Raw genomic sequence first — 17,596 nt, 5'->3', positions numbered from 1 at the left:
AAAACGGCTCCATCAAGGAGCCGTTTTCAATGGATTGCGCAGTGCCGATTACTCGACGGTCGCTTCCACACTGGTGAAGTACTCGATCTTGGCGGCTTTGCGCAGCTCGTCGATCAGAGACTTGTAATCCACCTGGGCTTTGCCCTGACCCAGCTGAGCTTGCAGCATGGCGGCCATACCGGATGCAGCGGCAGGGACGTTGACCTTGTCCAGCGCAACCACAACGCGGTCACCATTGGTCTCGGCAACCAGAGCCACGCTCGGCTTGCCGTCGATCGAATGGGGCAGCGTGAACGCCTGGGCAATCAGGTTCTGATCCAGCTCGCGATCGAAGCGGGCAACCCCTTTGTGGGTCTCCACTTTCAGACCGAGTGTAGTCAGATCGGCGGTGATGCTCTCACCGACTTTCAGCTTGTCCAGCAGGCCCTGGGCCTTACCGCGGGCCACTTCGCTAGCCTTGTCATGCTTGATGGCGGCAATCACCTGCTCTTTCACCTCGGCCAGCGGCTTGACCGCTTTGGGCTTGTGACCAGTGATGTGCAGCACCAGCGCCTTGCCGTCAGCCAGCTCGATCACGTCGGAGTTGGTGTTGTCATCGCGCAACTGTTCGGAGAACGCCACGGAGAGCACCTTGGGATCGTTCAGAGGAGCCGGAGCAGTCGCCTGGGTGAAGAAATCGGAAGATTGAACCTTCATCCCCATGGCATCAGCGGTCAGATCCAGCGAGTCCGGGTTTTCGAAGCTGTTGTCAGCCATCTTCTGCTGCTCGGCGAAGAACTTCTCCTTGGCCTTGTCAGCTTGCAGACGAGTGATGGTCTCTTCTTTCACATCGGCAAACGGCTTGGTCTGGGCTGCTTCAACCCCCAGCAGCTTGATGATGTGGAAACCGAACGGGCTCTTCACCACGCCGGAGAGATCGCCAGCCTTGTTCAGAGCGAACGCGGCTTTCTCGAAGGCCGGATCCATCACCCCTTTCTCGAACCAGTCCAGCTCGCCGCCTTTTTTGGCAGAGAAGGTATCGGAAGAGTCAGCCTTGGCCAGCGCAGCGAAATCATCGCCCGCCTTGGCTTTGGCCAGCACAGCTTCTGCTTTCTGCTCGGCCGCTTTCTCATCCTTGCCAAACGGGATAAGGATATGAGCCACGTGGCGACGCTCGGCACGCTGGAACAGATCCTGGTGCTGATCGTAGTAATCCTGGGCATCCTGCTCGGTGACCTTGATATCCTTGGCGAGGTTAGCGGCGTCCAGCAGCAGATAGTCAACCTTGACCTGCTCGTCGTTCATGAAACGGGCGCCATTGGTCTTGTAGTACTGCTCGAGCTCGTTGTCGGAGACCTGAACGTCAGCCATGTAGTTGGCAGCAGCCAGACGCACCAGACGCAGATCGCGAGTCTGGTTGTAGAGCTTGTCGAGCTGCTCCGCTTCGCCCTTGAGGGAGAATTCGGTGCCCAGCAGGGCGCTCATCAGCTGTTGACGCACCATGTCCTGACGCAGGGAGTCACGGAACATTTCAGGAGTCATGCCGGCACGACGGATCAGTTGCAGATAGCGGTCATTGTTGAACTTGCCGTTCTCGGCAAACTCCGGCATGGCCACGATGGCTTGCTTGATCTGTTCGTCACTGATACGCAGACCCAGTTCACGGGCCTTGCTGTCCAGCAGCGCCTGATCGATCAGGCGATCCAGCACACCGCGACGGAACTGTTTCATGTAATCGGGGTTCGCGGCCAGCTGGCTGAATGCCTCTCCCATCTGGGATTCCATGCGGGCGCGCTCGTTACGGTAGGCATTTTCCAGTGCCGCAGCACTGATCTCGGTGCCATTGACGGTGGCGGGGGCGGTACGGGCCGGGCCGTTCAGGTAACTACCTACACCAGCCAAGGCAAAGGAGAGGATGATCAGGCCCAAGATAACCTTGGCTACCTTGCCCTGCGCCCCTTCGCGTAGTTTATCCAACATCATGTTTGTACTTATGCTCCCGAACTCGATGGGCGTAAACAATAAAAAGGCGCACCGATTGCGATGCGCCTTGGTCAATCAGTATGAGAGAAGACTCTCTAACTTGTCTGGTCTGCGACCAAGGACGGTAGCCGACGGATATCAGCGACCGACTTAGTTAACAGCGTCTTTCAGGGCCTTACCGGCTTTGAAGGCAGGAACTTTACCAGCAGCGATTTCGATGGTCGCGCCAGTCTGCGGGTTACGGCCTGAACGGGCAGCACGCTCGCGTACAGCGAAAGTACCGAAACCAACCAGAGCAACCTGGTCACCCTCTTTCAGCGCTTCACCAACAGCATCAATGAAGGCATCCAACGCACGGCCAGCGGCAGCTTTGGAGATATCGGCACCGTCTGCAATCTTGTCAATCAGTTGAGATTTATTCACTCTTATATTCCCCTTTTATCAAACACCGCTGCGGCGCTGATTTCCCTGGCCACAACAAGTGGAGGTTTTATAGCAAGCCTCCTGATCAGTTGCAAGTGACAATCTGGCGCAAACCCGCGCCACACAACGCATTGCGACTCATCACGAGTACCCGATCGGTGGTCAAGGCTACTTCCGTTATCGGGCGCATGCAAGCCTTAACCACCCGCCGAATGCGCCAAATTTGCGGCGCATCAACATTTACACGACAGAAACGCGCTCAAACCCCTGTGGATTGTCCTGCAACGCCAATTCCAGCACCTCGTCAATCCAGCGAACCGGATAAATTTCAAGGTCTTGTTTGACGTTTGCCGGGATCTCCTCAAGGTCACGCTCGTTCTCTTTCGGAATAAGCACTCGCTTGATGCCGCCACGATGGGCTGCCAGCAACTTCTCCTTGAGACCACCGATGGGCAGCACTTCGCCGCGCAAGGTGATCTCCCCTGTCATCGCCACATCAGCACGAACCGGATTACCGGTCAAGCTGGAGACCAGGGCGGTACACATGGCGATACCGGCGCTCGGGCCATCTTTCGGGGTTGCCCCTTCCGGTACGTGCACGTGGATATCGCGCTTCTCGTAGAAGTCGGCGTTGATGCGCAGCTTCTCGGCACGGGCCCGTACGACCGTCATGGCCGCCTGGATGGACTCCTGCATCACGTCACCGAGGGAACCGGTATAAGTGAGCTTGCCCTTGCCCGGCATGTTGGTGGTCTCGATGGTGAGCAGATCGCCCCCCACTTCGGTCCACGCCAGACCACACACCTGACCCACCTGGTTCTGGTCGGTGGCCTTGCCGTAATCGAAACGCTGCACCCCGAGGAACTCCTTGAGGTTCTCCTGATTGACCTGAACATGCTTGATGCTCTTGTCCAGCAGGATACGCTTGACCGCCTTGCGACAAATCTTGGAGATCTCGCGCTCCAAACTCCGCACCCCCGCCTCGCGGGTGTAGTAGCGGATCACTCCGACCAGGGCAGAATCTTCGATGGTGATCTCGGACTCTTTCAGGCCGTTGCGCTGGATCTGCTTGGCAACCAGATGCTGCTTGGCAATGTTGAGCTTCTCATCTTCGGTGTAACCGGAGAGGCGGATCACTTCCATCCGGTCCAGCAAGGGACCCGGGATGTTCATGGAGTTGGAGGTAGCCACGAACATGACGTCCGACAGGTCATAATCCACTTCCAGATAGTGATCGTTGAAGCTGTTGTTCTGTTCCGGATCCAGCACTTCCAGCAAGGCGGATGCGGGATCGCCACGCATGTCCGAGCTCATCTTGTCGATCTCGTCGAGCAGGAACAGCGGGTTCTTCACGCCGACTTTCGCCATCTTCTGGATGAGCTTGCCGGGCATGGAACCGATATAGGTACGGCGGTGACCGCGGATCTCCGCTTCGTCACGCACCCCACCGAGGGCCATCCGCACATATTTGCGGCCTGTCGCCTTGGCGATGGATTGGCCCAGCGAGGTCTTGCCTACACCGGGAGGCCCAACCAGACAGAGGATAGGGCCCTTGAGCTTGTTCACCCGTGCCTGTACCGCCAGATATTCGAGGATGCGATCCTTGACCTTCTCGAGGCCATAGTGATCGGCATCCAGCACCTCTTGCGCCTTGCCAAGGTCTTTCTTGACCTTGGAGCGCGCCTTCCACGGCACCTGTACCATCCAGTCCACATAGCTGCGAACCACGGTAGCCTCGGCGGACATGGGAGACATCATCTTCAGCTTGGCAAGCTCGGCCTGGGCCTTTTCACGGGCATCTTCCGGCATGCCAGCCTCTTCAATCTTGCGATTGAGGGCTTCAAACTCATCCGGGCTATCTTCCAGCTCACCCAGCTCTTTCTGGATGGCCTTCATCTGCTCGTTGAGGTAATACTCGCGCTGGCTCTTTTCCATCTGCTTCTTGACGCGAGTACGGATGCGCTTCTCGACCTGCAGCAGGTCAATTTCGGACTCCATCATCGCCATCAGGAATTCGATGCGCTCGGAAACCGAGACGATCTCCAGCACCTTCTGCTTGTCTTCCAGCTTGAGCGGCATGTGGGCCGCCATGGTATCTGCCAGACGCGCAGCATCGTCGATCGCCGAGATCGAGGTCAGTACCTCGGGCGGGATCTTCTTGTTGAGCTTGATATAGCCTTCAAACTGGCCGATGGCGGAGCGAACCAGCACTTCCTGATCCTTCTCCTCAATGGCTTGGGAGGGGATGTACTGGGCCTCGCAGACAAAGAAATCCTTGTCGTCGATCATCCGCTCCAGGCGGGCACGCTGTCCCCCCTCTACCAGCACCTTGACGGTGCCGTCCGGCAGCTTGAGCATCTGCAGAATATTGGCCACTGTCCCGACGGTGAAGATCTCCTCCACCGTTGGCTCATCGGTTGACGCATCCTTCTGGGCCACCAGCAGAACTTTCTTGTCCTGCTCCATGGCCGCTTCCAGACAGCGAATGGATTTTTCCCGCCCCACAAAGAGTGGAATGACCATGTGGGGATAAACCACCACGTCACGAAGAGGCAGGACGGGAATCTCGATGCGTTCTGAACGCTCTAGGTTCATATATGTCCTCTCGGCTTGTTATACCGTTGGCAAAGCGCTTGGCTGAGTATATGGGGGCGCAGAGATGAGATTCAATCGCCGAAACCGTAAAAAGCATGAAAGGGGCAAAAAGCCCCTTCCATTCGATTAAAAATCAGACATTTACTCTGATGCAGCAGCCTGGGTTTCGGGATTTTCGTAAATCATCAAGGGCGCGGAGTCCCCTTTGATCACGGTCTCGTCGATCACCACCTTGCTGACCCCTTCCAGAGAAGGCAGGTCATACATGGTATCCAGCAGCACGGCTTCCACGATGGAACGCAGACCACGAGCACCGGTTTTACGCTCCATCGCCTTGCGGGCAATGGCGTTGAGTGCGTCGTCACGGAACTCCAGCTCAACACCTTCCAGATCGAACAACGCCGCATACTGTTTGGTCAGCGCGTTTTTCGGCTCTTTCAGGATCTGGATAAGCGCAGACTCGTCCAGCTCGGTCAGAGTCGCGACCACCGGCAGACGGCCGATGAACTCGGGGATGAGACCATACTTGATCAGATCTTCCGGCTCTACCTTGGCGAAGGTCTCGCTCAGGGTGGCCTTGGCATCCTTGGATTTAACCTCGGCACCAAAACCGATACCGGTTCCCTTCACTGAACGCTGCTCGATCACCTTGTCCAGACCGGCAAAGGCACCGCCACAGATGAAGAGGATCTTGGAGGTATCAACCTGCAAGAACTCCTGCTGCGGATGCTTGCGACCACCTTGCGGCGGCACGGAAGCGATGGTCCCTTCGATCAGCTTGAGCAGTGCCTGCTGCACCCCTTCCCCGGACACGTCGCGGGTGATGGAGGGGTTGTCCGACTTGCGGGAGATCTTGTCGATCTCGTCGATGTAGACGATGCCACGCTGGGCCTTCTCTACGTCGTAGTCGCACTTTTGCAGCAGCTTCTGGATGATGTTCTCCACGTCCTCGCCCACATAACCGGCTTCGGTCAGGGTGGTCGCATCGGCCATGGTGAACGGCACATCCAGCAGACGAGCCAGAGTCTCGGCCAGCAGGGTTTTACCGCTACCGGTCGGGCCAATCAGCAGAATGTTGGATTTGCCCAGCTCCACACCACTGTTTTCGCCGCTGTTGCGCAGACGCTTGTAGTGGTTATAGACGGCAACGGCCAACACCTTCTTGGCATACTCCTGCCCGATCACATAGTCATCGAGATGAGCGCGGATCTGATGAGGGGTCGGCAGCTCGTTACCATCGCGCTTGGGAGAGATCTCGCGGATCTCTTCGCGGATGATGTCGTTGCACAGCTCGACACACTCATCACATATGTAGACGGAAGGGCCAGCGATCAGCTTGCGCACTTCATGCTGGCTTTTGCCGCAAAAAGAGCAGTAGAGCAGCTTATCACCCTCACCCTTGCGTTTCTCTGTCATTCAGCAACCTCGTTTTATCAATAGAGGATGGATCGGCCTGTTGAGTTTACAACAGACCGGGACACCCTGCTCAGCTACGCTGGCTCAGGACACCGTCAACCAGACCATAGGCCACGGCCTGCTCGGCGGACATGAAGTTGTCACGATCGGTGTCACGCTCGATGGTAGCCATGTCCTGACCGGTGTGGAACGCCAGGCGCTCGTTCAGGGTATTTTTGATCTTCAGGATCTCCTGGGCATGGATCTGGATATCAGATGCCTGCCCCTGGAAGCCACCCAGCGGCTGGTGGATCATCACGCGGGCATTAGGCAGGCAGAAACGCTTGCCCTTGGCACCGCCAGCCAGCAGGAAGGCACCCATGGAGCAGGCCTGCCCCATGCAGACGGTGCTGACATCCGGCTTGATGAACTGCATGGTGTCATAGATGGACATGCCCGCAGTCACCGAACCACCCGGTGAGTTGATGTAGATATAGATGTCCTTGTCCGGATTCTCGGACTCGAGGAACAGCAGCTGGGCAACCACCAGATTGGCCATGTGATCTTCAACCTGACCAGTCAGGAAGATCACCCGCTCTTTCAGCAGACGGGAGTAAATATCGTAGGAACGTTCACCCTTGGCAGTCTGTTCGACCACGATGGGGACCAGCGCATTGCTGGGAGAATCGGTCATATCGTTATAGTTCTTGTACATAAGGCATTGTCCCTAAAATAAAATGGCCCGAGTGGAGATCACACGAGCCATTATACTTAACAGTCTTGACCTTAAGTCAAATGTTCTTAGGCAGCGGCGCCAGACTTGTTGATCACTTCGTCAAAGGCAACTTCTTTTTCGGTCACTTGCGCTTTGGACAGGATCAGGTCGATGGCTTGATCTTCTACTGCCAGGTTACGAACGCCGTTCAGCATCTGTTCGTTCTTCTGGTAGTACTCGATCACTTCCTTCGGATCTTCGTAGGCAGTCGCCATGGACTCGATGATGCTGTTTACACGGGCATCGTCAGCCTTGATCTCGTTGGTACGGATCACGTCACCCAGCAGCAGGCCTACGCGTACACGACGCTCGGCTTGAGCCTGGAACAGTTCAGCCGGCAGCTCGGGAGCGTTGCCGCCCTGGAAGCCACCGAAACGCTGCAGAGCCTGCTGACGCAGTGCGTCGATCTCTTGAGCAACGGCAGCTTTCGGCAGGTCGATTTGGTTGGCTTCAACCAGACCGTTCAGAACCTGCTCTTTCACGCTGTTTTTCAGGGCTTGAGCCAGTTCGCGCTCCATGTTCTTGCGCACTTCGGCTTTCAGCTCTTCAACAGAACCGCTTTCGATACCGAAACGCTTCACGAACTCTTCGGTCAGCTCAGGCAGGATCTGCTCTTCAACCTTGATCAGCTTGGAAGCGAACTTGGCATCTTTGCCTTTCAGGTTTTCAGCGTGGTAGTCAGCCGGGAAGGTCACTTCGATGGTGAACTCGTCGCCTGCTTTCTTGCCCAGGATGGCGTCTTCAAAGCCCGGGATCATGCGGCCAGCGCCCAGCACCAGGTTGAAGCCTTCAGCTTTGCCGCCGTCGAACTCTTCACCGTCGATGGAACCGACGAAGTCCATGGTCACACGCATGCCATTGGCAGCGGCAACATCGGCATCAGCCCAGGTAGCGTGCTGCTTGCGCAGGGTGTCGATCATGTTGGCCAGATCTTCATCCTTCACGGTCGCAACCGGCTTCTCGACCTTGATGGTCTCGAGACCTGCAACTTCAAACTCCGGATACACTTCGAAAGTGGCGGTGAATTCGAAATCCTGACCTTCTTTGATCTCTTTCGGATCCATGGTCGGGGCACCGGCCGGGCTCAGTTTGTTTTCGATGATGGCTTTGATGAAGTTGCTCTGCATCATTTCATCAGCAACGCGGGCGTGAGCCATGGCACCGAACATCTTCTTGATGATGGCAACCGGAGCCTTGCCAGGACGGAAACCGTCGATGCGACGAGTTTTGGCCAGGCCATTCAATTCTTTACGCACAGCGGCGTCTACGGTAGCGGCCGGTACAGTGATGGTAAGACGGCGTTCCAGACCCTGGGTTGTCTCTACAGAAACTTGCATTCTTCTACCTCGTTCAACTCAGCACTGTGTGCTGACCCTTTATTGCCCCTGGGCAAAGCCCGGAGTCTTCCTGTTTATAAAGACAACGATATGTCTTTGTGATGAGAAAATATGACGCGGCATTATAGCGGCGCACTTTGGTCGAGTCGAGCCACACATCCCCCACATTGAGCGGCGTGCAAGCACAATTCGTGCAAAACTGCCCTTTATATGGGGAGAGAGGTGCCAGACTTCAACTATCCGATGGCAATAATTTTGCGTTTGCTCACCTTTTTTCATCCGAATGCCGCTTTATTGCACATCTTTCACCGAAAAACAGCCCGCCGTTGCGGGCGGCGACTCAATTTGACCAGCCAAATAGCGATTGAACCAATCAACCATTGCGTCCCTACCCCTCCCTCGTTATGGTGACAACCAAATTGATGATCTGGAGTCACTCACATGGCCTTTTTCCGCTTCTTGTTCAATCTGCTCTGGTTTGTACTGGGAGGTGTCTTTATGGGCCTGGCCTGGTGGCTGGCCGGTCTTGTCTGCTTTATCTCGCTGGTCGGCATCCCCTGGGGACGTGCCTGCTTCGTGATCGGCACCTTTACCTTCTTCCCGTTTGGCAAGCAGGCGGTCAATCGCAAGACCATGACCGGCCAGAGCGATATCGGCACCGGCACTCTGGGGCTGATTGGCAACATCCTCTGGTTCGTGCTGATCGGTGTCTGGCTGGCCATCGGCCACATCGCTTCCGCGCTGGCCTGCTTCGTGACCATTATCGGTATCCCGTTCGGTATCCAGCACCTCAAGCTGGCGCTGATCAGCCTGGCGCCCATTGGCCAGATGATTGTGACCAATCAGGAGGCGGAATCGGGCCGCTATATCCGCTAACAGCGGGAAATGCGCGGGCAGACGCTGCCCTGCAACGAAAAAAAGGGCAGACTAGGGTCTGCCCTTTTCTATTCTCTTTCGTTGAGGTCATCATGTTACCCAGCCACTTTTTCGCCAATCTCGCCCGCATGAAACTCATCTACCGCTGGCCCCTGATGCGCAACATCCAGCCGGAAAACATTGCCGAACACAGCCTGCAGGTCGCCATGGTGGCCCATGCCCTCGGCATCATCAAAAACCGGCTGTTTGGCGGCAGCGTGAATGCCGACCGCGCCGCCGTGATGGCCCTCTACCACGACAGCAGTGAAGTGCTGACCGGCGATCTGCCTACCCCGGTCAAATACTTCAACCCCGAAATTGCCCGCGAGTACAAGAAGATAGAACTGGCCGCCGAACAGCGTCTGCTTGACATGCTGCCGCCAGAACTGATCGATGACTTTCGCCCCCTGCTCGATTCGGCAGCCCAGGATGACGAGCTGGCCAGACTGGTCAAGGATGCCGACACCCTCTGCGCCTATACCAAGTGTCTGGAGGAGATCAACGCGGGCAACCGGGAGTTCGAACCGGCTCGCAAGCGCCTTGAAGCCATGCTGGCAGCCCGGATGAGCGAGGAGATGCGCTACTTTATCGACACCTTTGTGGCCAGCTTCTCTCTGCCGCTCGATGAGCTTAACGCTCACTAAGCCAGTCCACGCGACCTGAAAACAGAAGGGCCCGCCGGTTTTCACCGACGGGCCCTTCGTTATTTATGGCGCATTAGATGCAGCGCATCAGTGACCCAGCTCGCGGGAGGGTACCAGACCGCTCGCCCGCCAGGCGGGATAGAGGGTCGCCACCAGGCTCATCAGGATGGCGGCGCCCGTCACGATGAGCAGATCTTGCATATGCAACTCGGTCGGCAAAAAGTCGATAAAGTAGATATCCGGATTGAGGAAGCGGTGACCGATGAGCTTTTCGACAACGCTCAGGATCTGGGTCAGCTTGCTCGAAAGCAGCCCGCCCAGCAGGGCGCCGAGCAGGGCACCAGCCACGCCGTTGACCATCCCCTGAATGACGAAGGTGAGCCGGATCTGGCCGGGGCTCGCCCCCATGGTCTTCAGGATGGCGATCTCGCTGCGCTTCTCGTTCACCGCCATCACCAGAGTGGAGACGATGTTGAAACAGGCGACGGCCACCACCATCAGCATCACCACATACATGACGGTACGCACCATCTGGATGTCCTGATAGAGGTAGCCCTGGCTGTTCATCCAGCTGCGGATATAGACGTGATGAGGGAACTGCTGCGCGGCGGCTACGGTGATGGATTGCGCCTTGAGCACATCGCTCACCCGCAGGCTGAAGCCCTCCACATCGCTGCCCATGCCGGTGATCGCTTGCGCATCGGCCAGATGCATAAAGCCGAGCAGACCGTCGAGCTGACCACCGATCTCCAGCAGCCCCACCACGGTCAGGGCTTCGCGCCGAGGATTCTTGATCCCCGCCTGATCACCCCCTTGCGGCAACAGCAGGGCAACCGAATCCCCCACCTTGACCCCCAGCTTGTCGGCGATGGTCTTGCCAAGGATCACCCCACGTTCACCCGGTTGCAGCTCACGCAGACCACGGCCCGTCATGTATTTGCCTGCATCCGACAGATTGGCTTCCAGATCGGGCAGCACGGCACGCAGTTGCACCCCCTTGAGGGCAGAGCCATGCTCCAGCAGGCCATTGAGGCGAATGACCGGCGCTGCCGCCTCAACGCCCGGCTGGGCCAGCAGGTAGTCGCGCAGACGTGGCCAATCCGGCAGCGGCCGCTTGACGGCGTCCAGCTCACCTTGCGGCACGACCGAGAGCACCCGATCTTTAAGCTCCCGCTCGAAACCGTTCATGGCGGAGAGGCCCAGGATCAACGCCATCACGCCGAGGGCAATACCGATCAGGGAAGAGGCAGAAATAAAGGCGATAAACCCGTTGCGACGGCGGGAGCGGCTGTAACGCAGGCCCAGAAAGAGGGGCAGCGGTTTGAACATCAGGCAACCTCCGCCATCACGCCGCTCACCAGGGTCACCCGGCGATGGAGCTTGGCCGCGAGGCTCAAGTCGTGAGTCACTACCACAAACGCAGTGCCCAGTTCACGATTCAGTTCACACAGCAGTTCGTACACCGCGGTGGCACTGGCGTGATCCAGATTGCCGGTCGGTTCATCCGCCAGCACCAGACTCGGTTCGTTGACCAGTGCTCGGGCGATCGCCACCCGCTGACGTTCGCCACCGGAGAGCTCGGAGGGACGGTGGTTCAAGCGATGGGAGAGCCCTACCCTACCCAACATTTTGGTCGCCTTTTCGGTGGCAATCGCCACCGACTCACCGGCGATCAGCAGCGGCATGGCCGCATTTTCCAGCGCACTGAACTCGGAGAGCAGGTGGTGGAACTGGTAGACAAAGCCCAGCTCGCGGTTGCGAAAGCGAGCCTGGGTACGGCTGTCCCAATGGTGGATATCCTCCCCCTTGAACAGCACGGCGCCGCTGGAGGGGTTGTCGAGGGCCCCCATCAGATGCAGCAGAGTGGTCTTGCCGGAGCCCGAGCTCCCCACCACCGCCAGCATTTCACCGGGCGCGACACAGAGATCGATCCCCTTGAGCACCTGAGTCTCCAGCTCCCCCTCTTTATAGACATGATTAAGCGCCTGGCAGCGCAGCAGAGGTTCACGGGATACGGCTTCATTCATAACAGGGGCTCCACTTGCCTCGGTAACAACGCTGGCACCCGCAACTACGGGGGCACCAGTCACAACAGAAGATGCATTATTCACGGCATTACTCATAACGCAGCGCCTCGGCCGGTTTCACCCGCGCAGCGCGGGCCGCCGGATAGAGGGTGGCACTGAAGCTCAGCAGCACGGCGCCCAGCAAGATGGTGATGACCTGAGCCGGCTCGACAATCACCGGCAGGCCACTGCCGCCCGCCGCCATATAGAGGTTGAGCCCCACTGCATTGAGCAGAGGGTTGAGACCCAAAGAGAGCGCAAGGCCAGCCAGCCCGCCAAACAGGGCACCAATCACCCCGCTGGAGGCACCAAGCACCATGAAGATTTTGACGATCCCCGATTCACTCATACCCATGGTGCGCAGGATGGCCACTTCGCCCTCCTTGTCCGTCACCACCATCACCAGCGCGGAGAGGATGTTGAAGGTAGCGACGGCGATGATCAGCACCAGCATCAGCCCCATCATCCGTTTTTCCATGGCGACCGCCTGGAACAGCTCGCCCCGCTCGCGGCGCCAATCCTGCCACAGCAGCCCATCCGGCAACGGTGTCTTGATCACCTCGTCAGCGGCAAAGGGATCATCGAGCCAGAGGCGAATGCCACCGACGGTTTCTGGCGGCAGGCGCAGCAGCCGCTGGGCATCCCCCAGGGCGATCAGCGCAATCTGGTTATCCACATCGGCGCCGACCCCGAAGATGCCGGAGACGGTAAAGAGGCGCTGGGCCGGTACCCGGCCAAACGGGGTGAAGCGGGTCCCTTCGGTCAGGATCAAACGAACCTGATCGCCGATGGAGACATTGAGGCGACGAGCCACCCCCTGCCCCAGCACGATGCGGTAGTGGCCGGCCTGCAGGGTATCGAGGCGTCCCCCCAGCATCTGGCTATGGAGGATGTCATCCTTGGGCCACTTTGCAGGGTCGATCCCCTGCACACTCACCCCGGTCAGCTGGCCGGGACTTTGCAGCATCCCTTCGCTGTCGAGCATGGGGGCCGAGGCGACCACATGGGGTAATTTGGCCAGATCCGGCAAGCCTTGCGGGTCGGCATCAATGCGGCCAGCCTGATTGGTCACCACCACATGGGGGATCACCCCGAGGATGCGCCCTTTGAGCTGCCCTTCGAAACCGTTCATCACCGAAATGACCACCATCAGGGCGGCGACCCCGATGGCGATGCCAAAGGTAGAGAACAGGGAGATAAATGAGACGAAGCGATTGCTGCGCTTCGAGCCTGCATAACGCAGGCCGATGGCCAGCGAAAGGGGCTGAAAAAGTCCGGTCTTCAAGGATATGTACGTTGCCAACAAAATAAGATACCGGATAATAAAGGGAAACCGTCCATGACAACAAGGGATAGCCTCCATGCAGGAACAGTTCTTCAGCGTCACTCATGCCACGCCGGTCAATGTGATCCCCATGCCGGCCGACTTCCACCTCCCCTCGCTGGAGGAGCTGGACGCTGAGCTGCCGGAGCCCTTTCGGATCTCTTCGGCCATTACCTCCATCGATCTGGTGACTACTCGCCTGCTGCGCAACCAGAACGAGTCGATGCACGATCTGATCGAGATCGTCAATCAGCAGTCCCGCAAGATCGACATGATCATGGGCTATGTGCTCTCCCTGCAGGACCATCCGGAGCAACGCTTCCACACCCTGCGCTTCGGGGCTGGCCAGCTCACTTACCTGCACCCCTATCATGATCACGGGGATGCGCCGCACCTGCACCAGATCGTCCGCCTCAAGATCTTCCTGCGGGAAGAGGCGGCCGCCATCTACTGCTATGGCCAGGTCAAACAGCTCGACGGCGGTGAACATGGTACCCATGTGCAGCTCGACTATGTGCGGATCCGCGAAGATGACCGTGAACTACTGGTTCGTGCCAGCCTCCACGTGCAATCCAAACAGCTCAAACTGCGTGCCCAAGAGCGCCAACAACGTTAAAAGAATCGAACGATGCCAATGACACTCCCCGCCTTGCCCGCCAAAGCGGGCCAAAAGATCACGCTCGGCCAACTGGTCGGCAGCAGCCTCTCGCTCATAGCCGCTCGCCTCATTACACAAAACAAGGGGCCCGTGCTGCTGCTCACCGCAGACACCCCGAGTGCTCTGCGCCTCGAGCAGGAACTCCAATACCTGCTGGCCGACAAGGGCTGCCCGGTACTGCTGTTCCCGGATTGGGAAACGCTGCCTTACGACACCTTCTCCCCCCATCAGGACATCATCTCCCAGCGACTCGAGACCCTCTACAAGCTGCCGCAGATGAGCAGTGGCGTACTGATTGTCCCCGTCTCGACCCTGATGCTGCGTTGTGCACCGCGTGCCTATCTCGACAAATACAGCCTGATGGTGAAAAGCGGCCAGCGTCTCAACCTGCAACAGCTGCGCGGGCGCCTCGCCGAAGCGGGTTACGTGGCGGTGGATCAGGTGCTGGAGCACGGCGAGTTTGCCGCCCGCGGCTCCCTGCTCGATCTCTTTCCCATGGGCAGCAGCAGCCCCTATCGCATCGACTTCTTCGACGATGAAGTGGACTCCATCCGTCCATTCGATCCGGAAACCCAACGCTCCAGCGAGCCGGTCAAGAGCGTCAGCCTGCTGCCTGCCCGGGAGTTTCCGACCGATGAGGGGGCCATCGAGCTGTTTCGCGGCCACTATCGCGAGCAGTTCGAGATCTCCCGCGCCGAGGGCTCCGTCTATCAGGAGGTGAGCAAGGGGCGCTGGCCTGCCGGCATCGAGTATTATCTGCCGCTCTTCTTCGACCAGACTGCCTGCCTGTTTGACTACCTGCCGGCAGAGACCCTGCTGCTCACCGTGGGGGATATCTATCCCGCCGCCCAGCGCTTCTGGAACGACATCGAGCAACGCTACGAGGACAGGCGCTGGGACAATACCCGTCCCCTGCTCCCCCCGGCCCAGCTCTACCTGCCGGTGGAGCAGCTCTTTGCCGCCCTTGGTAACTACGGCGCCGTCAGGTTGCAGGAGGGGCCGACGGCCGGCGATGCGGGGCAACACGATATGCCGGCCAACACGCTGCCGGACCTGCAACTCGACCACAGCAAGGATCAGCCGCTGCTGGCGCTCAACCAGTTCCTGCAAGGCTTTGCCGGTCGTACTCTGTTTGCGGTGGAGTCCGAGGGTCGGCGTGAAGTGCTGGGCGAGCTGCTGGCGCGCATCGCGCTGCAACCCAAGGAGTTCCCCTCCCTCGACGCCTTTATGGCGAGCCAGGATCGCCACGGCCTGCTGGTTGCCCCTCTTGAGCGCGGCTTCCTGTGGCAAGAAGCCGGAGCTGATGCCAGTAATCAACCACTGGCCCTGATCACCGAAACCGAGCTGCTGGGCGGCAAGGTACGCAGCAAGCGGGCACGGGAGAAGAGCAAAAACTTAAGCTCCGATGCGGTGATCAGAAACCTCGGTGAGCTGACCCAGGGCCAGCCGGTGGTGCACCTCGATCACGGGGTCGGCCGCTATCTGGGGCTCGAAACCATCGACGCCGGTGGCCTGCCCACCGAGTTTTTGACGCTCGAATATGCCGACGGCGACAAGCTGTTCGTGCCGGTTACCAGTTTGCACCTTATCAGCCGCTACACCGGCTCTGACAACCCTCCCAGCCACAAGCTCGGCGGCGAGGCCTGGAGCAAGGCGCGGCGCAAGGCGGCGGAAAAAGTGCGCGACGTGGCGGCCGAGCTGCTCGATGTCTACGCCCACCGCGCCGCTCGCGCCGGCTTTGCCTTCAAACACGACCGCGAAGCCTATCGCCAGTTTGCCGCCGGCTTCCCGTTCGAGGAGACCGAGGATCAGCTCAACGCCATCAATGCGGTGCTGGGGGACATGTGTCAGGCCAAGAGCATGGATCGGCTGGTGTGCGGCGACGTGGGCTTCGGCAAGACCGAGGTGGCGATGCGGGCGGCGTTTGTGGCCGTCCATGGCGGCAAACAGGTCGCCGTGCTGGTGCCAACCACCCTGCTCGCCCAGCAGCACTACGACAACTTCCGCGACCGCTTCGCCAACTGGCCGGTGCGGGTCGAGGTGCTGAGCCGCTTCCGCTCCGCCAAGGAGCAAAACAGCGTCATGCAGGAGCTGGCCGAGGGCAAGGTGGATATCATCATCGGCACCCACAAGCTGCTCGGCTCCGAACTCACCTTCAAGGATCTGGGGCTGCTCATCGTCGATGAAGAGCACAGATTCGGGGTGCGCCAGAAGGAGAAGATCAAGGCGCTGCGGGCCGATGTGGATATCCTCACTCTCACCGCCACCCCCATTCCGCGCACCCTCAACATGGCGATGTCGGGCATGCGGGATCTCTCCATCATCGCCACCCCGCCCGCCAAGCGGCTCGCCATCAAGACCTTTGTCCGCCAGCACGAACCGGCAGTGGTGCGCGAGGCAGTGCTGCGGGAATTGAAGCGTGGCGGGCAGGTCTACTACCTGCACAACGACGTGGAGAGCATCGAGAAGTGCGCAGCCGACCTTGCCGAACTGGTACCGGAGGCGCGCATCGGCATCGCCCACGGCCAGATGCGCGAGCGCGAGCTTGAGCGGGTGATGTCGGACTTCTACCACCAGCGCTTCAACCTGCTGGTCTGCACCACTATCATCGAGACCGGCATCGACGTGCCGAGCGCCAACACCATCATCATGGATCGGGCGGATCATCTCGGTCTGGCCCAGCTGCACCAGCTGCGGGGCCGGGTTGGCCGCTCCCACCATCAGGCCTATGCCTACCTGCTCACCCCCCATCCCAAGCTGATGACCAAGGATGCGGCCAAGCGGCTGGAGGCGATCGCCTCGCTTGAAGATCTCGGCGCCGGCTTTGCGCTGGCGACCCACGATCTGGAGATCCGTGGCGCAGGCGAGCTGCTTGGCGACGATCAGAGCGGTCAGATCGAATCGGTCGGCTTCACCCTCTACATGGAGATGCTGGAGCAGGCGGTCGAGGCGCTGAAATCGGGCAAGGAGCCATCTCTCGAGCAACTGATGAGCCAGCACACCGAGGTGGAGCTGCGCCTGCCGGCACTGTTGCCGGACGACTACATCCCGGACGTCAACATGCGCCTCTCCATGTACAAGCGGATTGCGAGCGCGGCGGACGAACAGGAGCTGCGCGAACTCAAAGTGGAGCTGATCGACCGCTTCGGCCTGTTGCCGGAGGCGACCAAAACCCTGTTGGAGCTGGCGGCCTTCCGTCAGCGCGCTACCGCCCTTGGCATTCGCCGGGTGGAGATGAGCGAGCGCGGTGGCTATCTCGACTTCACTCAGGAGACCAAGGTCAATCCGACCTATCTGGTCAAGCTCCTCTCCGAGCAGCCGCGAATCTACAAGATGGACGGGCCGACCCGGCTGCGCTTCCAGGTGCCGACTCAGGACAGGGCCATGCGCCTGAAGCTGGTGGATGGCTTGCTGGCGGATCTGGCCAACAACAGCCTGTGAGGCTCTGCAACGCTGGCGGCGAGCCAGAGAGATAATGCCAACATAAACAAAACGGGAGCCA

General features: G+C 59.0%; 13 protein-coding genes. 4 read left to right on the top strand and 9 right to left on the bottom strand.

Features of this window, described 5'->3' with window-relative positions; all coding sequences use genetic code 11:
- Positions 1-48: 48 nt before the first annotated feature.
- The 6 genes from ppiD to tig all read right to left on the bottom strand — a co-directional run bounded on the left by ppiD (position 49) and on the right by tig (position 8,487).
- Positions 49-1,962 carry a peptidylprolyl isomerase gene (ppiD, locus tag AB5Y85_RS01385; RefSeq protein WP_257687784.1) on the bottom strand — a complete coding sequence of 638 codons (1,914 nt, stop codon included), beginning with the start codon at positions 1,960-1,962 and terminating at the stop codon, positions 49-51.
- 150 nt (positions 1,963-2,112) lie between these two features.
- On the bottom strand, positions 2,113-2,385 hold the full coding sequence (gene hupB, locus AB5Y85_RS01380) for a nucleoid-associated protein HU-beta (RefSeq protein ID WP_005315375.1): 273 nt from the start codon (positions 2,383-2,385) through the stop codon (positions 2,113-2,115).
- 240 nt (positions 2,386-2,625) lie between these two features.
- On the bottom strand, positions 2,626-4,980 hold the full coding sequence (gene lon, locus AB5Y85_RS01375; protein ID WP_005336976.1) for an endopeptidase La: 2,355 nt from the start codon (positions 4,978-4,980) through the stop codon (positions 2,626-2,628).
- Positions 4,981-5,121: 141 nt separating this feature from the next.
- On the bottom strand, positions 5,122-6,396 hold the full coding sequence (gene clpX, locus AB5Y85_RS01370) for an ATP-dependent protease ATP-binding subunit ClpX (RefSeq protein WP_005336977.1): 1,275 nt from the start codon (positions 6,394-6,396) through the stop codon (positions 5,122-5,124).
- A gap of 70 nt (positions 6,397-6,466) precedes the next feature.
- Positions 6,467-7,090 carry an ATP-dependent Clp endopeptidase proteolytic subunit ClpP gene (gene clpP, locus AB5Y85_RS01365; protein ID WP_005336979.1) on the bottom strand — a complete coding sequence of 208 codons (624 nt, stop codon included), beginning with the start codon at positions 7,088-7,090 and terminating at the stop codon, positions 6,467-6,469.
- Between the two features lie 86 nt (positions 7,091-7,176).
- Positions 7,177-8,487, bottom strand: coding sequence for a trigger factor (tig, locus tag AB5Y85_RS01360; protein ID WP_042081175.1), 1,311 nt, complete (start codon positions 8,485-8,487; stop codon positions 7,177-7,179).
- Positions 8,488-8,928: 441 nt separating this feature from the next.
- On the opposite strand from tig, the gene AB5Y85_RS01355 reads away from it, so the two are divergent.
- Entirely contained in the window at positions 8,929-9,363 is a 435-nt protein-coding gene (locus AB5Y85_RS01355; protein ID WP_005336982.1) for a YccF domain-containing protein, read from the top strand.
- Positions 9,364-9,455: 92 nt separating this feature from the next.
- Complete coding sequence (gene yfbR, locus AB5Y85_RS01350) at positions 9,456-10,046, top strand: 5'-deoxynucleotidase (RefSeq protein ID WP_167569878.1); 591 nt, start codon at positions 9,456-9,458, stop codon at positions 10,044-10,046.
- 87 nt (positions 10,047-10,133) lie between these two features.
- Here the strand turns inward: yfbR and lolE are convergent, their stop codons facing one another.
- The 3 genes from lolE to AB5Y85_RS01335 all read right to left on the bottom strand — a co-directional run bounded on the left by lolE (position 10,134) and on the right by AB5Y85_RS01335 (position 13,397).
- Positions 10,134-11,375: a lipoprotein-releasing ABC transporter permease subunit LolE gene (gene lolE / locus AB5Y85_RS01345; RefSeq protein WP_368221072.1), complete on the bottom strand. Its 1,242-nt coding sequence runs from the start codon at positions 11,373-11,375 to the stop codon at positions 10,134-10,136.
- A complete protein-coding gene (gene lolD, locus AB5Y85_RS01340) occupies positions 11,375-12,073 on the bottom strand; it encodes a lipoprotein-releasing ABC transporter ATP-binding protein LolD (RefSeq protein WP_236272764.1) in 699 nt (232 codons plus the stop codon). Before lolD ends, lolE begins: the two co-directional genes overlap by 1 nt.
- 88 nt (positions 12,074-12,161) lie before the next feature.
- Positions 12,162-13,397 (bottom strand): lipoprotein-releasing ABC transporter permease subunit, encoded by a 1,236-nt coding sequence (locus AB5Y85_RS01335; RefSeq protein WP_005345085.1) that lies wholly within the window; start codon positions 13,395-13,397, stop codon positions 12,162-12,164.
- Positions 13,398-13,473: 76 nt separating this feature from the next.
- On the opposite strand from AB5Y85_RS01335, the gene AB5Y85_RS01330 reads away from it, so the two are divergent.
- Both AB5Y85_RS01330 and mfd read left to right on the top strand, forming a co-directional pair.
- A complete protein-coding gene (locus AB5Y85_RS01330; protein WP_257687781.1) occupies positions 13,474-14,052 on the top strand; it encodes a PilZ domain-containing protein in 579 nt (192 codons plus the stop codon).
- A gap of 18 nt (positions 14,053-14,070) precedes the next feature.
- Positions 14,071-17,535 carry a transcription-repair coupling factor gene (gene mfd / locus AB5Y85_RS01325; protein WP_368221074.1) on the top strand — a complete coding sequence of 1,155 codons (3,465 nt, stop codon included), beginning with the start codon at positions 14,071-14,073 and terminating at the stop codon, positions 17,533-17,535.
- The last annotated feature ends 61 nt before the right edge of the window (positions 17,536-17,596 follow it).

This window comes from Aeromonas sp. R3-1, from assembly GCF_040908345.1.
Classification (GTDB): domain Bacteria; phylum Pseudomonadota; class Gammaproteobacteria; order Enterobacterales; family Aeromonadaceae; genus Aeromonas; species Aeromonas veronii.
This window is presented reverse-complemented; position numbering and strand designations above follow the sequence as displayed.